Below are 19,009 nucleotides of genomic sequence, written 5' to 3'. Positions count from 1 at the left end.
CACGCCGGCAGTCTCCACGGCATTGTCTGCGTTGCCACAGCTGCGCACTGACAGGCTCGGCCTTTGCACCCGCCAAGGCCGCTGGTGCTCGATCTCGGTGACATTGCGCTGTACGTGCAGATGGTACGCAGCGCCAGTTTTGCCAGGGCCGCGCGCCGACTGGAGCGCCACGCCCAACAGCGTCAGCCGGCGTGTGCACGGGCTGCGGGCAGTCTTCATGCCACGCCAACAACGCTTTCTTCACGCTTGCGTCATTCTTCCCCTGGAGATCTCCCATGATCCGCACCCTCGCCCCGCTCGCTGCCGTGTTGTTGCTCTCGGCCTGTGCCTCCAACCAGGTCGCGCAGGTGCAGCCCATCGACGGGGCCATCTCCGGCCAGTGCCATATCGACAAGGTGCGCGGCGCAGTCGGCCTGGCCGCAGCGGCACAGACCATCGAACGTGCGCGCGTGGACAGCGACAGCCTGCAGGTCAGCGTGCGCCGCGGCGAGCGCGCCACCGGCGGCACCACTGCCAGCGGCCTGGCCGACCCGGCCCAGGGCGCCAGCGAAAGCGGCGGCGATCACCTCACCGTCGAGACCGGCCCGAACAACAACATCACCGCGATCTACTGCGGCTGAGCGGAGCCGCTGGCACCCGGCGCAACCGCGTCGCCGTCCCAGGGACGGTGACGTGTGCAGCAGGCACGTGCCACATTGCCTGCTGCCGCCGGGACCATGACCAGAGATCGCGCTGGCGAACAGCCGGGACCATGACCAGAGATCGCGCTGGCGAACAGACGGGACCATGACCAGAGATCGCGCTGGCGAACAGACCAGCGCGCTGCTCGGCTCAATCTGCACGGGCTTGCAGAAGCTGCCGTCGGCCTTGGCCCCGATGCCAACGGCACCATGCCGCGCCGTCGGCACGGTGCTTATCACCGTCGAGCGGATCAGAGCACGTCCGCCGGTAGATGCTGGACACAGGCATCCGCGTTGGACAGCACCAACGCCGCGCGCCATTGCAGGTCGCCAGGATCGGCGCTCAGCGTGACATCGCACTGCCGGTCGTAACGGCTGCTGTCGCTCGTCCCGCTTTCCATTGCCAATCCTGCATGCTGGATGCCGGCGCCAAAGCGTAGTGCGATTGCACGCGTGGGTTGGACAACGAATGCAGAGCGCTTGGATGCGCTCGGGCTTCGACATACCAAACGTGATCTGCCGATTGTCCAGAGTGCGCGTTACACGTTGCGGCGCGCTATCGCCGTTGCTGTTGGTGCGCAGCTTCTAGCCGATTGACGCGTTGCTCCACCCATAGTGCGGTTTGCCTGTCGCTCGCCTGTGCAACACAGGCGTTGGGCACGTGACGCGCAACGCATTCGGTCATCGCCTGCATCAGCAATCACTCAGAAAATTGCTCGTTGATGGCACTGCATTGCAGCGCCAACGTGGCATTGCCAAGGTGCCAATACTGATAAGAACCTGAACTCTCGTGGCCGAATCGCAGCGAGGACCGACTACGGACAGCGTCTTGCTTTAGCCTTGTTTTCCGCACAATCGCGCGTCTGCGTCGATGTGCGCAGATGTTGCTTGAACGAACTCTTTCAATGTTGTGAGGATAGATGGCTCGTTCGTATATGACGTCGTTTTTTCGCGAATGGCTCACCGCACCCTGCTCCGTTGCCGCGATACTCCCCTCCGGACGCGCACTCGCCTCCATCATCACTTCCGAGTTGTCGGAGCGTACTGGCCGTGTCCTCGAACTCGGGCCGGGCACCGGTGTGTTCACCCAGGCGATGATCGACAAGGGCGTGCAGGAAAAGAACCTCACCCTGCTCGAGTACAACGCCACCTTTTCTGCGCTGCTCAAACAGCGCTTTCCGCGCGCAAGACTGCTGCAGATGGATGTTGCCGAGCTTGAATCGGTCCCCCGCATCGATGGTGCGTGCGTCGATGCCGTGGTCTGCGGCCTTGGCTTGTTGAATATGCCGGCGCATCAGGTGGCTGCGATCTTGCGTGGCGCCTTCATGCAGTTGAAGCCTGGTGGCCGGCTGTATCTGTTTACCTACGGAATCAGGTGCTCGGTTCCGGCACAGATCCTCGACGCGCTCAATCTGGAAGCGGTCAGGATCGGGCGCACGTATCGAAACGTTCCGCCTGCGACGACCTATCGCATCCAACGTCGCGCATGCGCAGCATAGCCTCAGGCAGATTTTGCACGGCGCAGGCTCGGCCCGGCCGCCTTGCGCGGTTTGCTGCTGGTCTTGCGTGGCTTGCTGCGCGAGTCGGTCAGAAAGCGTAGCGTCGCTGCCTCCCATTGGCGCTCGCCGCGCACGCCGGTGGCCATGGCCTGCAACTGACCGGCGCGCCAGCCTTCGAATACGCACGGGTCGATGTAGGCCTTGCGACACACCGAGGGTGTATTGCCCAGCGCATCGGCTACTTCGCGGATGACATCGTTCTGCACCTGGGTCAGCGCGCGTTCGCTCATGCGCTCGGGCAGCGGCAAGCGTGCCAGACGTTGCAATGCCGCCAGTGTGCCGCCCCAGGTGCGGAAATCCTTGGCGGTGAAATCCTCGCCCATCGCCTCGCGCAGGTAGTCGTTGACCTCGCCCGAATCCACCGGCTGCAGCTGGCCGTCGTCATCGCGGTACTGGAACAGCGATTGCCCCGGCAATTGCTGGCATTCGCGGATCAGTTTGACCAGTTGCTTGTCGTCCACCTCGATATCGTGATCCTGGCCGCTCTTGCCGCGGAACTTCAGCCGCGCGCGCCCGCCGCGCAAGAATTCCATGTGCCGGTTGCGCAACGTGGTCAGCCCGTAGGAACGATTGCTGCGCGCATACTCCGCGTTGCCCACGCGCACCAGCGTGTCGGCCAGCAACGCCACCACGATCGCCAGCACCTTCTCGCGCGGAAATCCCGGCAAGACCAGATCGCGGCGTAGCCGGCGGCGCAGCTTGGGCAGCGCCTGGCCGAAGGCGATCACCCGTTCGAACTTGCCTTCGCCGCGCACCTGCGCCCAATCGGCGTGGTAGCGGTACTGCTTGCGCCGGCGCGCATCGCGGCCGGTGGCCTGCAGATGGCCGTTGGGCTTGGCGCAGATCCACACCTCGGTATATGCCGGCGGAATCGCCAGCGCGCGGATGCGCTGCAATGTGTCGGCATCGGCTACGCGTTGTCCATCCGCGCTGCGGTAACTGAAGCTCTTGCCCGCCTTGCGGCGGCTGATGCCGGGCTGCTGATCGTTGACGTAGGTGAGCCCGGCCGCGCGCGCGGTGGCCTTGGCCTGTGCAACCGCGGCCACGCTCGCCACCGCGGCGGTGGCGGCCACCGCGCCGGCGGCAACGGTGGCCAACTTGCCGGCCGCGCCGGCGGTGGCAGCGGCATTGCGAAGAACACGTTTGGCTTTCATTGCGCACGGATCGAAGGACAGGCGCCGATTGTTGAGCCGGTCAGGACTAGGCCGCGTCAACGCTGCGACAACGCCATGTGGGCAAGCGATGCCCGCGAGCGGGTTTTCTGCTTATGCTTGGGCCTCCCCTACTGTGCTGGAGTCATCGATGCGCGCTGTCCTGCCTACCGCCCGTCTGGCCTGTACCCTGGTCGTGCTGGCGGCATTGACTGCCTGCGGTTCGCCGCAACCGGACGAGCAGGAAGCCGTCTCCGCCAAGGCGCAGCAAGCCGCCGAACAGGCCGCCGCACCGGCACCGGCGGCCGCGCCCGAAGCGCCGCCGATCGGCAGCTGCGATGCCACCCAGGTGCAATCGCTGGTGGGCCAGGCGCTGACCGATGCGGTGAGCGACCAGGCCCGCACCGACGCCGGCGCCAAGTCGGTGCGCGTGCTCAAGCCCGGCCAGATGACCACGATGGAGTTCAACGGCGAACGGCTCAATCTGGAAGTGGATGCCAAGAACGTGATCGCTTCGGTGCGTTGCGGCTAGTACCGGTTGGCGCCTGTTGGCGAACAGGCGCCAAGCCAGCTGGCACAAGGCCTTGCGGCCGCCCTCGTTGCAGCTGTAACGGTGTATTGCGGCACCGCATCAACTGTGGTCTAGTCGATCATCCGGTGACCTCTTCGAAACGCTCCACGGATCGAGCGCTGCAACGTCGTCGCCGCTCTCCCAGATCGCAAAGAGGCAGACATGGCCCCCCGCACTCGCCAAGGGCTCAACGACTACGGTCTCTACAACAGCGTGCGCGATGAGCGCGACGCCTGTGGTTTTGGCATGGTCGCCCAGTTGGACGACCAACCTTCCCGCTCGCTGGTGGACACCGCAATTGCGGCGCTCTCGCGCATGACCCACCGCGGCGGCGTGGCGGCCGACGGCCTCACCGGCGATGGCTGCGGCCTGCTGATCCGCAAACCGGATGCGTTCCTGCGCGGGCTGGCGCGCGATGCCGGTATCGCCCTGGGCACGCGCTACGCGGCCGGCGTGGTGTTCCTGCCGCTGGACGAAGCCGATGCCGCACGCTGTCGCACCGAACTGGAAACCCAGTTGCACCGCGCCGGCGTGCAGTTCCGCGGCTGGCGCGTGGTGCCCACCGACGACAGCGTCTGCGGCCAGCTGGCACGCGACACCTTGCCGCGCATTGAACAGGTATTCGTCGATGCCGGCGCCGAGCAGAGCGAAGACGGCTTCACCCTGGCGCTGTTCCTGGCGCGCCGCCGCGCCGAGCAGGCGCTGCGCGAGGTGGAAAATTTCTACGTCACCACGCTCTCGCCCAACGGCATCAGTTACAAGGGCATGGTGCTTCCGGACAAGCTGAGCACGTTCTACCCGGACCTGCAGCGCAGCGACCTGTCCTCCAGCGCGATCGTCTTCCACCAGCGCTTTTCCACCAACACGCTGCCGCGCTGGCCGCTGGCGCATCCGTTCCGCCTGCTCGCCCACAACGGCGAGATCAACACCATCGAAGGCAACCGCCGCTGGGCGCAGGCGCGCAGCAAGGTGTGGCAGACCCCGCGTTTCGACATCGCCGAGTTCGACCCGGTGATCTCCATGCACGGCTCGGACTCGCAGAGCCTGGACAACATGCTCGAGCTGCTGATCGCCGGTGGCATGGACCTGCTGCAGGCGCTGCGCATCCTGGTGCCGCCGGCGACCCAGTCGCTGGAGTTCAAGGACGCCGACCTGGCCGCGTTCTACGAGTTCTACGGCCTCAACACCGAGCCGTGGGATGGCCCGGCCGGCATCGTCGCCTGCGACGGCCGCTATGCCGCCTGCATGCTCGACCGCAACGGCCTGCGCCCGGCGCGCTGGATGCTGACTTCCGACCGCCATTTCCTGGTCGCCTCCGAGGCCGGCGTGTGGGAGCTGCCCGCTGAGCGCATCACCCGCAAGGGCAAGCTCGGCCCGGGCGAGATGATGGCGATCGACCTCAAGCGCGGCGATCTGCTGGACTCGGACGCCATCGACCGCATCAACCGTGCGCGCGCGCCGTACAAGCAATGGCTGCAGCAGGGCGTGACCTATCTGCAGACCGAACTGATCGACCCTTCGCTGGTGGAAGAACCCTTCAGCGAGCAGACCCTGCGCAGCTACCACAAGCTGTTCCAGCTCAGCACCGAGGAAGTGGAGCAGATCCTGCGCCCGCTGGCCGAGACCGAGCAGGAAGCCACCGGCTCGATGGGCGACGACACCCCGATGGCGGTGCTCAGCCGCCAGACCCGGCCGCTGTACGACTACTTCCGCCAAGCCTTCGCGCAGGTCACCAACCCGCCGATCGACCCGCTGCGCGAAGGCATCGCGATGTCGCTCACCACCCAGCTCGGCAAGGAGACCAACATCTTCCACGCCGGCGCGGAGACCGTGAACCACGTCATCCTCAACTCGCCGGTGCTCAGCCAGCGCAAGCTGCGCCAGCTGCTGAAGATGGAGCAGTACGTCGAGCGCAACCGCCTGATCGACCTGTCCTACAGCGTGGAGGAAGGCCTCAAGGCCGGCCTGGAACGCATCTGCCAGGAAGTGGAGGCGGCCGCACGCGCCGGCGCCGTCATGCTGTTGCTGTCCGACCGCTACCCGGTCCCGGACCGGCCGATGGCGCATGCGCTGCTGGCCACCGGCGCGGTGCATCACCACCTGTGCAAGGTGGGCCTGCGCTGCGACGTCAACCTGATCATCGAAACCGGCACCGCGCGCGATGCGCACCACATGGCCTGCCTGCTCGGCTTCGGCGCCACCGCGGTGTATCCGTACCTGGCCTACCAGACGCTGTTCGACCTGGGCCGGCGCGGCATCCTGCAGCTGAGCAAGGGCGGCGAGCAGTCGCAGATCGGCCGCCGCTACCGCAAGGGCATCTACAAGGGCCTGTCCAAGATCATCTCCAAGATGGGCATCTGCACTATCGCCAGCTACCGCGGCGCGCAGTTGTTCGAGATCGTCGGGCTGGATCCGGACGTGGTGGAGCTGTGCTTTGCCGAGACGCCCGCGCGCATCGGCGGCGTGGGCCTGTCACGGCTGGATACCGAGGCGCGCGAGCTCACCGCACGCGCCTGGAACGACCAGCTCAAGCCGGAAGTGGGCGGCCTGCTCAAGTACGTGCACGGCGGCGAGTACCACATGTACAACCCCGACGTGGTCATGACGCTGCAGCGCGCCACCCGCACCGGCGATGCCGGCGACTGGCAGAAGTACGTCGATGCGGTGCATGCGCGCCCGGCCTCCACGCTGCGCGATCTGGTCCAGCTCAAGCGCGCCGACACCCCGACCCCCCTGGACGAGGTGGCCCCGGCCGAAGATGTGTTGCGTCGCTTCGACACCGCCGCGATCAGCCTGGGCGCGTTGTCGCCCGAAGCGCATGAGGCGCTGGCCATCGCGATGAACCGCCTGGGCGGGCGCAGCAATTCGGGCGAAGGCGGCGAAGACCCGGCGCGCTATGGCACCGAGAAGCGCTCCAAGATCAAGCAGGTGGCCTCCGGCCGCTTCGGCGTGACCCCGGAATACCTGGTCAATGCCGAGGTGCTGCAGATCAAGGTCGCCCAGGGCGCCAAGCCCGGCGAAGGCGGCCAGCTGCCCGGCCACAAGGTCAACGAGCTGATCGCGCGGCTGCGCTACGCCAAGCCCGGCATCGGCCTGATCAGCCCGCCACCGCACCACGACATCTATTCGATCGAGGATCTGGCCCAGCTGATCTATGACCTCAAGCAGGTCAATCCGACCGCGCTGGTGTCGGTGAAGCTGGTGGCGCATGCCGGCGTCGGCACCATTGCCGCCGGCGTGGTCAAGGCCGGCGCCGACCTGATCACCGTGTCCGGCCACGACGGCGGCACCGGCGCCAGCCCGGTCAGCTCGATCCGCTATGCCGGCGTGCCGTGGGAACTGGGCGTGGCCGAGTCGCACCAGGCGCTGGTGGCCAACGACCTGCGCGAGCGCACCATCCTGCAGACCGACGGCGGCCTGAAGACCGGCCTGGACGTGGTCAAGGCGGCGTTGCTGGGCGCCGACAGCTTCGGCTTCGGCACCGCGCCGATGATCGTGCTGGGCTGCAAATACCTGCGCATCTGCCACCTCAACAACTGCGCCACCGGCGTGGCCACCCAGGACGAGCGCCTGCGCGCGAACTACTTCACCGGCCTGCCCGAGCGCGTGGAGCATTTCTTCCGTCTGCTGGCCGAGGAAGTGCGCCAGTGGCTGTCCTACCTGGGCGTGCGCTCGCTGGACGACATCGTCGGCCGCACCGACCTGCTCGAACAGCTGGAGGTCTCGCCACGTGCCGGGGTCAAGGTCGATCTCTCGCGCCTGCTCACGCATGCGCAGTACGACGGCAGCCATTGCGCGGCCCAGCGCCTGTACGAATCGCCCGACAGCCTGGCCACGCAGATGGACGGCCTGCTCGCCGATGCGATCGCCAACAAGCGCGGCGGCGACCACCGCTTTTTGATCCACAACACCGACCGCTCGATCGGCGCGCGCCTGTCCGGCGCCATCGCGCGCGTGCACGGCAACCACGGCATGAGCGATGCGCCGTTGAACCTGCGCTTCCGCGGCACCGCCGGGCAGAGCTTCGGCGCGTTCAACGCCGGTGGCCTGCAGCTGGAGCTGGAAGGCGAGGCCAACGACTACGTCGGCAAGGGCATGGCCGGCGGCCGCCTGGTAGTGCGCCCGCCGCGCGGGGCGCGCTTCGAGGCGCGTAGCACGCCGATCGTGGGCAACACCTGCCTGTACGGCGCCACCGGCGGCGAGCTGTTCGCGGCCGGGCGGGCGGGCGAGCGCTTTGCGGTGCGCAACTCCGGCGCGCTGGCGGTGGTGGAAGGCGCCGGCGACCACTGCTGCGAGTACATGACCGACGGTGTGGTGCTGGTGCTGGGCAAGGTCGGCCTGAACTTCGGCGCCGGTTTCACCGGCGGGCTGGCCTACGTGCTGGATATCGAACGCGACTTCGTGGACCGCTACAACCACGAACTGATCGACATCCACCGCGTCTCCGCCGAGGGCTTCGAGAACCATCGCCAGCACCTGCACACCCTGATCAGCCGCCACCGCGAGCTGACCGGCAGCATCTGGGCGCAGCAGATCCTGGACGAGTTCCGCGACTACATCGGCAAGTTCTGGCTGGTCAAACCCAAGGCCGCCAGCATCGAGTCGCTGACAGAGTCACTCAGGCGTGCCGCCTGAGTGACGGGATTGGGGAGTCGGGAATCGGGAATGGTGAAAAGCCCGGTTCGTCGGCTCCACTCCCGTCTCGCAGAACCGCCGTTGCGATTCCCCATTCCCCATTCCCGATTCCAGCCCTATGAGCCGCAAGCAAGCCTTCCAATTCCTCGACCTGCCCCGGACCATGCCCACGCGCATTCCGGTGGAGCTGCGTACGTCCGGTGACTGGGGCGAGCTGTACGGCAAGTTCGACAAGGCCGACGCGCAGTACCAGTCCGGCCGTTGCCTGGACTGCGGCAATCCGTACTGCAGCTGGAAATGCCCGGTGCACAACGCGATCCCGCAGTGGCTGCAGCTGGTGCAGGAAAACCGCATCGAAGAAGCCGCCGCGCTGTGCCACTCCACCAATCCGCTGCCGGAAGTGTGCGGGCGGGTGTGTCCGCAGGACCGCCTGTGCGAAGGCAGCTGCACGCTGGAGGAATTCGGCGCGGTCACCATCGGCGCGGTGGAGAAATACATTGTCGATACCGCCTTCAAGATGGGCTGGCGCCCGGACCTGGGCAACGTGCAGCCGAGCGGCTGGCGGGTGGCGGTGATCGGCGCAGGCCCGGCCGGCCTGTCCTGCGCGGACCGCCTGGTGCGTGCCGGCATCGAGGCGGTGGTCTACGACCGCTACGAGCAGATCGGCGGCCTGCTGCAGTTCGGCATTCCCAGCTTCAAGCTGGACAAGTCGGTGATCGGCAAGCGCCGCGAGATCCTCGAAGGCATGGGCGTGCAGTTCCGCCTGGGCGTGGAAGTGGGCCGCGACGTCAGCATCGAGCAGTTGCTGGGCGAGTTCGATGCGGTGTTCCTGGGCACCGGTGCCTACCGCTACACCGATGGCGGGCTGCCCGGGCAGGACCTGAAGAACGTGCTGCCGGCATTGCCGTTCCTGGTGCAGAACAGCCGCATCGTCAGCGGCAACGACCCGCACGGCCGGCCGATCGCCGGCTGGGAAGACCAGATGGCGCTGCCCGATCTCAACGGCAAGCGCGTGGTGGTGCTGGGCGGCGGCGACACCGGCATGGACTGCGTGCGCAGCGCCATCCGCCTGGGTGCGGCCAAGGTCACCTGCGCGTACCGGCGCGACGAGGCCAGCATGCCGGGCTCGGCACGCGAGGTCGCCAACGCGCGCGAGGAAGGCGTGCGCTTTTTGTTCAACCGTCAGCCGCTGTCGATCGAATCCGGCGCCGACGACGAGGCGATCGGCGTGACCGTGGTGGAAACCCGGCTCGGCGAACCCGATGCCAGCGGGCGGCGCAACGCCGTGCCGGTGGAAGGCAGCGAATCGCTGCTGGAAGCGGACGTGGTGATCATCGCCTTCGGTTTCTCGCCGACCCTGCCCGACTGGCTGGCAGCGCAGGGCGTGGAAGCCGGCAGCAACGGCCGCATCGTCGCACCGGCCGACGACAATGGCCGCCTGCCCTACCAGACCAGCAATCCGCGCCTGTTCGCCGGTGGCGACTGTGTGCGCGGCGCCGACCTGGTGGTCACCGCGGTGGCCGAAGGCCGCGATGCGGCCGGCAGCATCGTGCAGCTGCTGGGTGTCAAGGCGCAGGTCAAGGAACCGGCCGCGGCCTGAGTGCCGACCAGCGCGTGGGCTCGGCGCCCACCGCTGGTTACCGGCTCGCACGCAGCGTTGGCAGCCAGGCCGCATGACGCTCCTCGATGCAGCGCATCCACCGCGACCCACCGTGCGGAAGACGCTCCTGTAGGCGACCAGACTCTCGCCTGACTCATGCCCCAGGGCTCCACCTGCCTGCCACGCAGGCCAGACGCCTCGTGGCGCAACGCCGATATCGCATCGCAGGGTCGTGGCTTGTCCGACCCGCAGCGCGCGAGGACACACGCACCTCCTCCGCGATCGACACCTCGCTGGACACACCGCGCGCCGGACAGCAGTGCCAGCAAACGCAAGCGCCCAGCCGCCATGCAGCCTTTCGCACGCACGCTCGAGCCTGCCATCGGCATTCACGCAGGCCCGCAGCGATCTGCAGCCTCGACGATTGCAGCCACTATCAAAGTGTGATTTAAGTCACACATCTGCTGTCGCCCTCTAACGCGATCCTGCCGACCCACCTCCAGACGCGCAGGACGCCCTGCGCCGAACCGGATGTGCTCGGCAACGACGGCAGTCGGTCCCATCCCGGTGCGCGATACCGCCGCCGCGGACTCCAGACCTCAGTCATCTGTCGCCGCGCCCCGCGGCGGCGAAGCCGTGGGCCTCACCTAAGGAAGCAACCTCATGACACAGCAACTCACTACCGGCCAACACGGACGCGACGACTGGGTGGACTGGCTCCGCGGTGCCAGCGTGTTGATGGTGATCGTGCTGCACGCCTATGGCTTCGCCTTCGATGCCTACCCGGAACTGCGCGGCGGTGCGGCGGAAGAAAGCAGCGCACTGATGCTGTCGATCGAGCGCCTCAACCGCTCGCTGGCGCCGCTGCGCATGCAGCTGATGTTCCTGCTTTCGGGCCTGTTCGTGGCACGGGGGCTGGACAAGGGCATCGCGCCCTACCTCGGCGGCAAGCTGCGGCACGTGTTGTATCCCTACCTGCTCTGGTCGGTGCTGATCTTCGCCCTGCGCGAGGCAGGCTCGGTGCTGGCCAAGGCCGAACCCATCGCCTGGCTGGACCTGGGCAAGATCGCGGTCGGCAACGTGGCACTGACCTGGTTCCTGTTCTACCTGTTCGTGTTTCTGGTGCTGATGCCCTTGCTGCGCCGGCTGCCGGCGCCGTTGGTCCTGGCCGCGACCGTGCTGGGCTCGGTCTGCCTGGGTCCGCTGCTGCGTCAGGGTGCCGATCCGTTCTATTACTTTGCGTTCTTCTACATCGGCACGCTGCTGGCCGGCCGGGTGCCGGCACTGCTACGGCAGGCACCGCGCTGGATCTGGCCACTGTCGTGCCTGAGCCTGTGCGCCATCGTGCTGATCGCCAATCTCACCGCGCTGCACGGCATCTGGATCGGCTACCTGCCGCTGGTGCTGATCGCGCTGCCGCTGCTGATCACCGCGGCGATGTGGGCGAACCGGCAACCGGCCGCACAGGCGATCCGCTATGTGGGCCGCAACTCGGTGGTGTTCTACCTGAGCCACTTTCCGCCGTTCATCGTGCTGGCCTACCTGCTGCCGCGCTGGATCGACGAGGGAACGGTGCTGTTCTTCGCCTTGTTGAGTGTCGGCGTACTGGGGCCGGCCGTGCTGTGCCTGCTGCGTGCACCGGGCCGCCTGCCCGCGCTGAATCTGCTGTTCTCCGCACCGCTGCCGGTGCGCCGCCCACGCAGCTTGCCTGTCGCCGGCAAGCTGCATGCCTCGCCGGTGTCCGCATAGCGGGAGTCCATGCCGGCAGTGCCGCTCAGTGGCGCTGCCGATCCGGCTGGTACGGCTGATGTCGTGCGGTCATACGACCACGCACTGCCGTCAGAACCCGGTGATGCATTCCATGCCGCATCACCTAGCCGACCGTAGGGCCGGCAACCGACCTACAGCCCTGTGGCAGGGCTGCAGGCCAGGCGATCAGGCCGCCTTGTCCAGCGTGGCCATGTCGATCACGAAGCGGTACTTCACGTCGCTCTTGAGCATGCGCTCATAGGCCTCGTTGATCTGGTCGGCGCGGATGGTTTCGATGTCCGAGACGATGTTGTGCTTGGCGCAGAAATCCAGCATTTCCTGGGTCTGGCGGATGCCGCCGATCAACGAACCGGCCAGGGTGCGGCGCTTCATCACCAGATTGAACACACTCGGCGAAGGATGCGACTCTTCGGGCACGCCCACCAGCACCATCGCGCCGTCGCGCTTGAGCGCATTGAGGAACGGGTCCAGGTTGTGCGGCGCGGCCACGGTGTTGAGGATGAAATCCAGCGTGTTGGCCTGTGCGGCCATCTGCGCCTCGTCCTTGGACACCACCACTTCGCTGGCGCCCAGGCGCAGCGCATCGGCGCGCTTGCTCTCGGAGGTGGTGAACAGCACCACGGTGGCGCCCATCGCCTTGGCGATCTTCACCGCCATGTGGCCCAGGCCGCCCAGACCGACCACGCCCACCTTCTGACCGGGACCGACCTTCCAGTGCGCCAGCGGCGAATACGTGGTGATGCCGGCGCACAGCAGCGGCGCCACTGCGGCCAGGTTGTCGCTGTGCGAGATGCGCAGCACGTATTTCTGGTCGACCACGATGTGGTCCGAATAGCCACCGTAGGTGTTCTCGCCGCCACCGAACATCGGGCCGTTATAGGTGCCGGTGAAGCCCTGCTCGCAGTACTGTTCTTCGCCTTCCTGACAGGACGCGCAGCTGCGGCAGCTGTCGACCATGCAGCCGACGCCGGCCAGATCGCCAACCTTGAAGCCGGTGACCGCATCGCCGACCGCGGTAACGCGGCCGACGATTTCGTGGCCGGGCACCGACGGGTAACGCGTGTTGTGCCATTCGTTGCGAGCGGTGTGCAGGTCCGAGTGACACACGCCGCAGTAGGCGATATCGATCTGCACATCGTTGGGGCCGGGCGCGCGCCGTTCGAACACGAACGGTGCAAGCGGCTGATCGGCAGTTTGGGCGGCGTACGCGTGGGCTTGGCTCATGGGGAGACTCCAGGATGTGACGTCCCCCGCGACAGTGCGGGAGACTAAAAAAGGGTGGCGCTAGCTTAAGACAGGCGCCTGTCGCACTCCTGCGACAGTGCGTCTTGCCTGCCGGGTTGCGGACGCGACCGCAGCGGCATGGTGCACCCCGCAGGTGTTTGCGCACGATCAAATCGGCGTTTGCCGGCGTGAATGGCGCGCTAACGCCGGAGCTTCTACGCTGACCAACCACCATCCTGCGCTGCACCATCCCTGCTGGCCGTGCCCTCCCCCCGCGGCCGCCTACGTCGATGCCGAAGGAGGCTTCCATGTTCCGCTCTCCCCCCAAGCTCCCATCCTTGCGCAGTGCCGCACTCGCACTGACCTTGCTGGCCGCACTGCCGCTGGCGCACGCCAAGGAGCCTGCGCGCCCTGGAAAGGAATCCAGCGGTTTGAAGTATGTCGGCGTCAATCTGTCCGGCGCCGAGTTCAACTCACGCAAGAAGCCCGGCACCCTGTTCAAGGACTACACCTATCCGGCCGCGTCGGATTTCAGTTATTTCGCCGGCAAGGGCATGAATACGATTCGCCTGCCGTTCCTGTGGGAACGCCTGCAGCCACAGCTCAACGGCGATCTGGATGCGGCGCAACTGGCGCTGCTGAAGAAATCGGTGGATGCGGCCAAGGCCAACAAGCAGTACCTGATCCTGGATGTGCACAACTATGCCAAGTACAACGGCAAGCGCATCGGCAGCAGCGAGGTGCCCACCGCCGCGGTCGCAGATCTGTGGCGCCGGCTGGCGCTTGAATTCAAGGACGACAAGTCGGTGATCTTCGGGCTGATGAATGAGCCCAACGGCATTTCCGCCACCGATTGGGCGAGCGCGGCGCAAGGTGCGATCAACGCGATCCGCAAGACCGGCGCCAGGAACCTGATCCTGGTGCCGGGCACCGCCTACAGCGGCGCGCACAGCTGGCGCAGCTCCAACTATGGCGTCTCCAATGCCAAGGCGCTGGAAATCCTCAAGGACCCGGGCAATAACCTGGCCTTCGAAGCGCACCAATATCTGGACAACGACTACAGCGGCACCAAGCCGGTGTGCACCAGCGCCACAGTCGGCGAGGAAAAGCTGCGCGGCTTTACCGCATGGCTGCGCGAGAACAAGCAGAAGGGCTTTCTGGGCGAATTCGGCACCGCCAACAATTCGGTCTGCGACCAGGCGCTGGAAGGCATGCTGACCTACATGGAAAAGAACAGTGACGTGTGGCTGGGCTGGACCTGGTGGGCTGCTGGCGCCTGGTGGAAGCCGGAATATTTCTTCACCGTGCAGCCGGGCAAGGACGGCAGCGACAAGCCGCAGATGTCGATTCTGAGCAAGTACGCCCGCCGCGCGACCAAGTAAGCCGCGCGGGAAGGTCGATCACGGTGGTCGCAGCGGTTGCTGCAGCCACCGTTTTTTTTGCGCGCCATCCGCGTTGTCCTGCCCCGTGTCACCGATGACATCCACCGAAGATTGCAGACCGCGCGCTGCATCCATCGCAGCCGCAATCCCATCTGCCTGTTGCAGGTTGCAGCAGGCGCACTGGCTGCCCGCTGCGGAAAGCATGACGCAGCCCACACCTATCGCGCGCTGCACTTGGCAAGTGCCGAAGTTCCGCAATCGCACCAGGTGACTTTGCACGTGCATGCGTGTTGATCGCGCAGCAGCACGGTGGCGATTGCGTGTGCTGCGCCGCGCGTTGGGTTCTGATAATTCCCCGCGCAGTGCGGCGCATGTCGCAATTGCGATGTGCATCGCTGCCGCGCGTGCGACGCCAGCAACCTGCGGCGTTGCGATCGCACCACGGCCGGCCAGCGATGCGGGATGCGGCGCATTTCCGCAGCCATTCGGCGCAGATTGCAACCGGCATGCAACGCGAGTGACCGCGCGGTGTCGCTTTACCACAACAAAGCATGTGCATGTTTGGCAATAACTGCGAAGTCGCTCACAGCTCGAATTAAGTGATAGCTCGCATTCGTAGTTTGAATGTCTCGATGCGCTTAGGGTGAAACGCGATGCAGTGTCGTCATGCACGTGGCAGGTCCACGCCAGGGCAATGCATCTCCCCCGCGAATGTTTCAGGAGTCACCCATGCTGCCCTCCCCTACTCCGACGCGCCGGCTGTCCAGCCGTGCGTTGTCATTGCTGCTGCTTGTCATCGTGCTGCTTGCAGGTGTGCCGTTCGCACACGCACAGAACCGCCTGAAGTACGCAGGCGTCAATCTTTCCGGTGCCGAAATCAAATCCTCGCAAAAGCCCGGGGTGCTCAATGTCGACTACCTGTATCCGGCTGCCAGCGATTACCGCTATTTCGCCGGTAAACACATGAACATCGTCCGGCTGCCGATCCTGTGGGAGCGCCTGCAACCCAAGGCTGGCGGCGAGCTGGATGCGGCGCAGCTGGCGCTGATCCGCCAGGCCGTGGCCAACGCAAAAGCCGCCAATATTTACCTGATTCTGGATATCCACAACTACGCCAGGTATTACGGCAACAAGATCGGCAGCGCGCGCGTGCCGATCAGCACCTTCAACGATCTGTGGCGACGCCTGGCGATCGCCTTCAAGAACGACAACAGCGTGATCTTCGGGCTGATGAACGAGCCTTACGACATCAATCCGCAATCATGGGCCAATGCCGCGCAGGCATCGATCGACACCATCCGCAAGACCGGTGCCAACAATCTGATCCTGGTGCCCGGCGCGCTATGGAGTGGCGCGCACAGCTGGTATTCCACCGTTGCCGGCCAGTCCAACGCAGTGGCGCTGGCCTCCATTCGCGACCCGCTCAATCGCTACGCCATCGAAGTGCATCAGTACCTGGATACGGACTCCAGCGGCACAAGCGCCGGCTGCGTCAGCAGCACCGCCGGTGCCGACCGCCTGCGCAGTTTCACCCAATGGCTGCGTCTGAATCACAAGCAAGGCTTTCTCGGCGAGTTCGGCACCGGCAACAACGCCACCTGCAACAGCGCACTCAACGGCATGCTGGGCTACCTGGAAACCAACCGCGACGTGTGGGTGGGCTGGACCTGGTGGGCCGCTGGCGCATGGTGGAACCGCAGCTACCCCTTCAACGTGCAGCCCGATGCGCAGGGCCGCGACAAGCCGCAGATGTCGATCCTGAGCGCACGCGCAAAACGTATCACCCACTAGTCGGAGCAAGCAGCGTGCGATGGGCAACCGTCGCACGCTGCGGAGCAAACACCCAGCTCACGCATGTACGCCCGGTACATGCCGATGCCAGGCAGCAGCCGCGCCCAGCCGCGGTGGGCACAGTCCTCACGCAATAAAACGCCAGCACTCAGCGCGCGCTCTAGCGCTCGCTACGTGCGCGCGCGCAACAGCGGTGCAGCGTCAGTGATCCGACGTCGCACCGTTGACGGCGAGCGCATCCATTCGCCGATTTTTCGACAGCGCCATGCATGCGATGGCGGTGTCGACAAGCGTGCGCGACCGCTTTGCAACGCGGCGCGTCACAGCGTGCTGTTCCAGAACGTGACCCTTGCGGTAAGTGACTGCGACCCAGCCTACACATTTAATTCACATTCGATGTGGTGGGCATTTCGGCACGGCAGATGCATTGGTTACGACAGGTGTGGCGCACCTCGCGCAGATCGCACGCAAACCGCTGCGACACACCATCCCCGTCGTCGAAGGAGTTGTTTTTATGTCTGCTGTCTCTCAAACGCTGCGCACCGTTTTCCGCTGCGCCCTGCTCTGCATTCTGTTCGGCACATTCGCACCCGTCTACGCACAAACACGCGCACTGACGTATGCCGGCGTCAATTTATCTGGCGCCGAATTCGCATCGTCCAAAAAACCCGGCGTCCTCAATAAGGACTATATGTATGCCTCGGCCAGCGATTACACCTATTTCGCCGGCGTCGGCATGAACACGATCCGCCTGCCGGTGCTGTGGGAACGCCTGCAACCAAGCGCACGCGGTGAACTGGATCCGACCCAACTGGCCCTGGTGCAGCAAGCCGTGGCACGCGCCAAGGCATCGGGCATGTATCTGGTGCTGGACATCCACAATTACGGCAAATACTACGGCTACAAGATCGGTGGCGACGAAGTGCCGATCGCGACATTCGCCGACTTGTGGCGCCGCCTTGCGCTGGCATTTCCCAGCGACAATGCGGTGATCTTCGGGCTGATGAATGAGCCCAATGGCGTCTCCGCCAGCGCCTGGGCTGCCACTGCACAGGCAGGCATCAATGCGATTCGTGCCACCGGTGCGAACAACCTAATTCTGGTGCCCGGCGCATTATGGACCGGTGCGCACAGCTGGTATTCGCCCACCAACGATGGCTATTCCAACGCAACCGCATTGGTCTCGATCTACGATCCGCTCAATCGCTACGCGTTCGAGGTGCATCAATACCTGGATGCCGATTCCAGCGGCACCACCAATGTCTGCGTCAGTGCCACCATCGGTGTCGAGCGTCTACGTAGTTTCACCGAGTGGCTGCGCACCAACCACAGGCGCGGGTTTCTGGGCGAATTCGGCACCGCCAACAACCCCGTCTGCAATGAAGCACTGCGCGGCATGCTCCGCTATATCGATGCCAATGCAGATGTCTGGTCGGGCTGGACCTGGTGGGCTGCCGGTTCGTGGTGGAATGTCAGCTATCAGTACAGCGTGCATCCCAACAAGGACGGCACCGACAAGCCGCAAATGTCCATCCTCTCGCCGCAGGCGGTGCGCGCCACACGCGCCATTCCGTAATCTGAGGCAGATGGGTTGAGTCACGCGAGCCGCCGCAAGGCGGCTCGCTTTTTTTTGCATCTTTCGTAATGGCCATCTTTGGATGACAGGCAGAACAAGACCGTCTCGAGGTGACAATGTTCACGTCGCTCTGAAGCACACTGCGTGCCCATTGCGCTGCAACGCCGCAAACACCCGTTGATGAACGTGCTTGCGGCATCAGGTGCACCCCCGAGCGCATCATCACCGAAGCTTGAGCTCACTGAACTCTTGCTGCGGCTTCTGACGGCCATTCACCTGGCAGCGATAAAGCCGCGTCCAGCATGGGCGTACTTCACTGCAGGAGAATCACATGGCACATCGACTGATGAAGACCGCGCTGATCGGCGCACTCGCATTGGCAGCGCAGGGCGCGTTTGCGCAGGCCGCCGCCGACAAGCCGGCCAAGGCGCTGACCGCCCGCGAGGTCACCAGCATGCTGACCGACAAGGGCTATACCAAGGTGCACGACGTCAAGTTCGAACATGGCGTGTGGACCGCCGACGCACGCAGCGGCGACGGCAAGGATGTGGATGTGCGTATCGATCCGGTGACCGGCCGCGTGTATGGCGACCAGACCACCTCCAAACTGAGCGAGGCCGATATCCGCGCCGCGTTGTCGACCGGCGGCTATTCCAACGTGCACGACCTCAAGTTCGAAGACGGCTTGTGGAAGGCCGATGCCGAGCAACGCGGTGGGCAGAAGGTGGATCTGCATGTCGACCCGGAAGACGGGCACGTGGTGAGCGTGGATAACGATTGACCAACGCATCCCGGAGTCGGTGACGCGCCGACAATGCGCCGCGTTGATGGCAACGCGTTGTCGGCAGCACGATTGAAGGCCTCTCCCAGGCCGGTGGCATCCTCTCTCAGAAGAGCACCGACCAAGAGACATACTTCAGTGGGATGTGGCACATGATCTGACGCATCGATGCACTGCATTGACACGGATCGTGACCTCGTCCGCAACCGCCACGATCAGGACGAACCAACACAAAGGGCCTCCAACAGGAGGCCCTTTGTGTTGATCGCGATACGCGGGCGCGCCGCTG

Annotated in this window: 14 protein-coding genes; 10 read left to right on the top strand and 4 right to left on the bottom strand. The window is 65.3% G+C overall.

The features are described 5' to 3' along the window. The first annotated feature begins 275 nt into the window (after positions 1-275). Positions 276-620, top strand: coding sequence for a hypothetical protein (locus tag XARJCFBP2528_RS06170; RefSeq protein WP_016901594.1), 345 nt, complete (start codon positions 276-278; stop codon positions 618-620). A gap of 311 nt (positions 621-931) precedes the next feature. Here the strand turns inward: XARJCFBP2528_RS06170 and XARJCFBP2528_RS23280 are convergent, their stop codons facing one another. Further along, entirely contained in the window at positions 932-1,081 is a 150-nt protein-coding gene (locus XARJCFBP2528_RS23280; protein ID WP_016901593.1) for a hypothetical protein, read from the bottom strand. Positions 1,082-1,615: 534 nt separating this feature from the next. Here XARJCFBP2528_RS23280 and XARJCFBP2528_RS06165 point away from each other — a divergent pair. Continuing rightward, positions 1,616-2,179, top strand: coding sequence for a class I SAM-dependent methyltransferase (locus XARJCFBP2528_RS06165; protein WP_230673960.1), 564 nt, complete (start codon positions 1,616-1,618; stop codon positions 2,177-2,179). A gap of 2 nt (positions 2,180-2,181) precedes the next feature. Here XARJCFBP2528_RS06165 and XARJCFBP2528_RS06160 read toward each other — a convergent pair whose 3' ends face one another. Beyond that, on the bottom strand, positions 2,182-3,483 hold the full coding sequence (locus XARJCFBP2528_RS06160; protein WP_026064118.1) for a DNA topoisomerase IB: 1,302 nt from the start codon (positions 3,481-3,483) through the stop codon (positions 2,182-2,184). 58 nt (positions 3,484-3,541) lie between these two features. Here XARJCFBP2528_RS06160 and XARJCFBP2528_RS06155 point away from each other — a divergent pair, with 58 nt between their 5' ends. The 4 genes from XARJCFBP2528_RS06155 (at position 3,542) to XARJCFBP2528_RS06140 (ending at position 11,945) form a co-directional block, all read left to right on the top strand. After that, the gene (locus XARJCFBP2528_RS06155) at positions 3,542-3,922 is read left to right on the top strand and encodes an I78 family peptidase inhibitor (RefSeq protein WP_016901590.1); all 381 of its coding nucleotides are present in this window, start codon (positions 3,542-3,544) and stop codon (positions 3,920-3,922) included. Between the two features lie 201 nt (positions 3,923-4,123). Then, complete coding sequence (gene gltB / locus XARJCFBP2528_RS06150) at positions 4,124-8,596, top strand: glutamate synthase large subunit (RefSeq protein ID WP_026064117.1); 4,473 nt, start codon at positions 4,124-4,126, stop codon at positions 8,594-8,596. A gap of 118 nt (positions 8,597-8,714) precedes the next feature. Further along, positions 8,715-10,196, top strand: a complete 1,482-nt coding sequence (locus tag XARJCFBP2528_RS06145) for an FAD-dependent oxidoreductase (protein ID WP_016901588.1) — start codon at positions 8,715-8,717, stop codon at positions 10,194-10,196. 663 nt (positions 10,197-10,859) lie between these two features. Then, entirely contained in the window at positions 10,860-11,945 is a 1,086-nt protein-coding gene (locus XARJCFBP2528_RS06140; protein WP_016901587.1) for an acyltransferase family protein, read from the top strand. Between the two features lie 186 nt (positions 11,946-12,131). On the opposite strand, the gene XARJCFBP2528_RS06135 is transcribed toward XARJCFBP2528_RS06140, so the two are convergent. Next, the gene (locus XARJCFBP2528_RS06135) at positions 12,132-13,190 is read right to left on the bottom strand and encodes an NAD(P)-dependent alcohol dehydrogenase (RefSeq protein ID WP_016901586.1); all 1,059 of its coding nucleotides are present in this window, start codon (positions 13,188-13,190) and stop codon (positions 12,132-12,134) included. Positions 13,191-13,498: 308 nt separating this feature from the next. Here XARJCFBP2528_RS06135 and XARJCFBP2528_RS06130 point away from each other — a divergent pair, with 308 nt between their 5' ends. Next, complete coding sequence (locus XARJCFBP2528_RS06130; RefSeq protein WP_047124508.1) at positions 13,499-14,572, top strand: glycoside hydrolase family 5 protein; 1,074 nt, start codon at positions 13,499-13,501, stop codon at positions 14,570-14,572. 18 nt (positions 14,573-14,590) lie between these two features. On the opposite strand, the gene XARJCFBP2528_RS06125 is transcribed toward XARJCFBP2528_RS06130, so the two are convergent. Then, complete coding sequence (locus tag XARJCFBP2528_RS06125) at positions 14,591-14,857, bottom strand: hypothetical protein (RefSeq protein ID WP_146011222.1); 267 nt, start codon at positions 14,855-14,857, stop codon at positions 14,591-14,593. Between the two features lie 516 nt (positions 14,858-15,373). On the opposite strand from XARJCFBP2528_RS06125, the gene XARJCFBP2528_RS06120 reads away from it, so the two are divergent. The 3 genes from XARJCFBP2528_RS06120 to XARJCFBP2528_RS06110 all read left to right on the top strand — a co-directional run bounded on the left by XARJCFBP2528_RS06120 (position 15,374) and on the right by XARJCFBP2528_RS06110 (position 18,720). Further along, on the top strand, positions 15,374-16,363 hold the full coding sequence (locus XARJCFBP2528_RS06120) for a glycoside hydrolase family 5 protein (protein ID WP_026064115.1): 990 nt from the start codon (positions 15,374-15,376) through the stop codon (positions 16,361-16,363). 514 nt (positions 16,364-16,877) lie between these two features. After that, the gene (locus XARJCFBP2528_RS06115; RefSeq protein WP_026064114.1) at positions 16,878-17,939 is read left to right on the top strand and encodes a glycoside hydrolase family 5 protein; all 1,062 of its coding nucleotides are present in this window, start codon (positions 16,878-16,880) and stop codon (positions 17,937-17,939) included. 331 nt (positions 17,940-18,270) lie between these two features. Beyond that, on the top strand, positions 18,271-18,720 hold the full coding sequence (locus tag XARJCFBP2528_RS06110) for a PepSY domain-containing protein (RefSeq protein ID WP_026064113.1): 450 nt from the start codon (positions 18,271-18,273) through the stop codon (positions 18,718-18,720). Positions 18,721-19,009 lie beyond the last annotated feature (289 nt).

Origin of the sequence: Xanthomonas arboricola pv. juglandis, assembly GCF_001013475.1 — a bacterium.
Taxonomy (GTDB): Bacteria; Pseudomonadota; Gammaproteobacteria; order Xanthomonadales; family Xanthomonadaceae; genus Xanthomonas; species Xanthomonas arboricola.
Note: the sequence above shows the minus strand (reverse complement) of the source record. Positions and strands in the feature narration are given on the sequence as shown.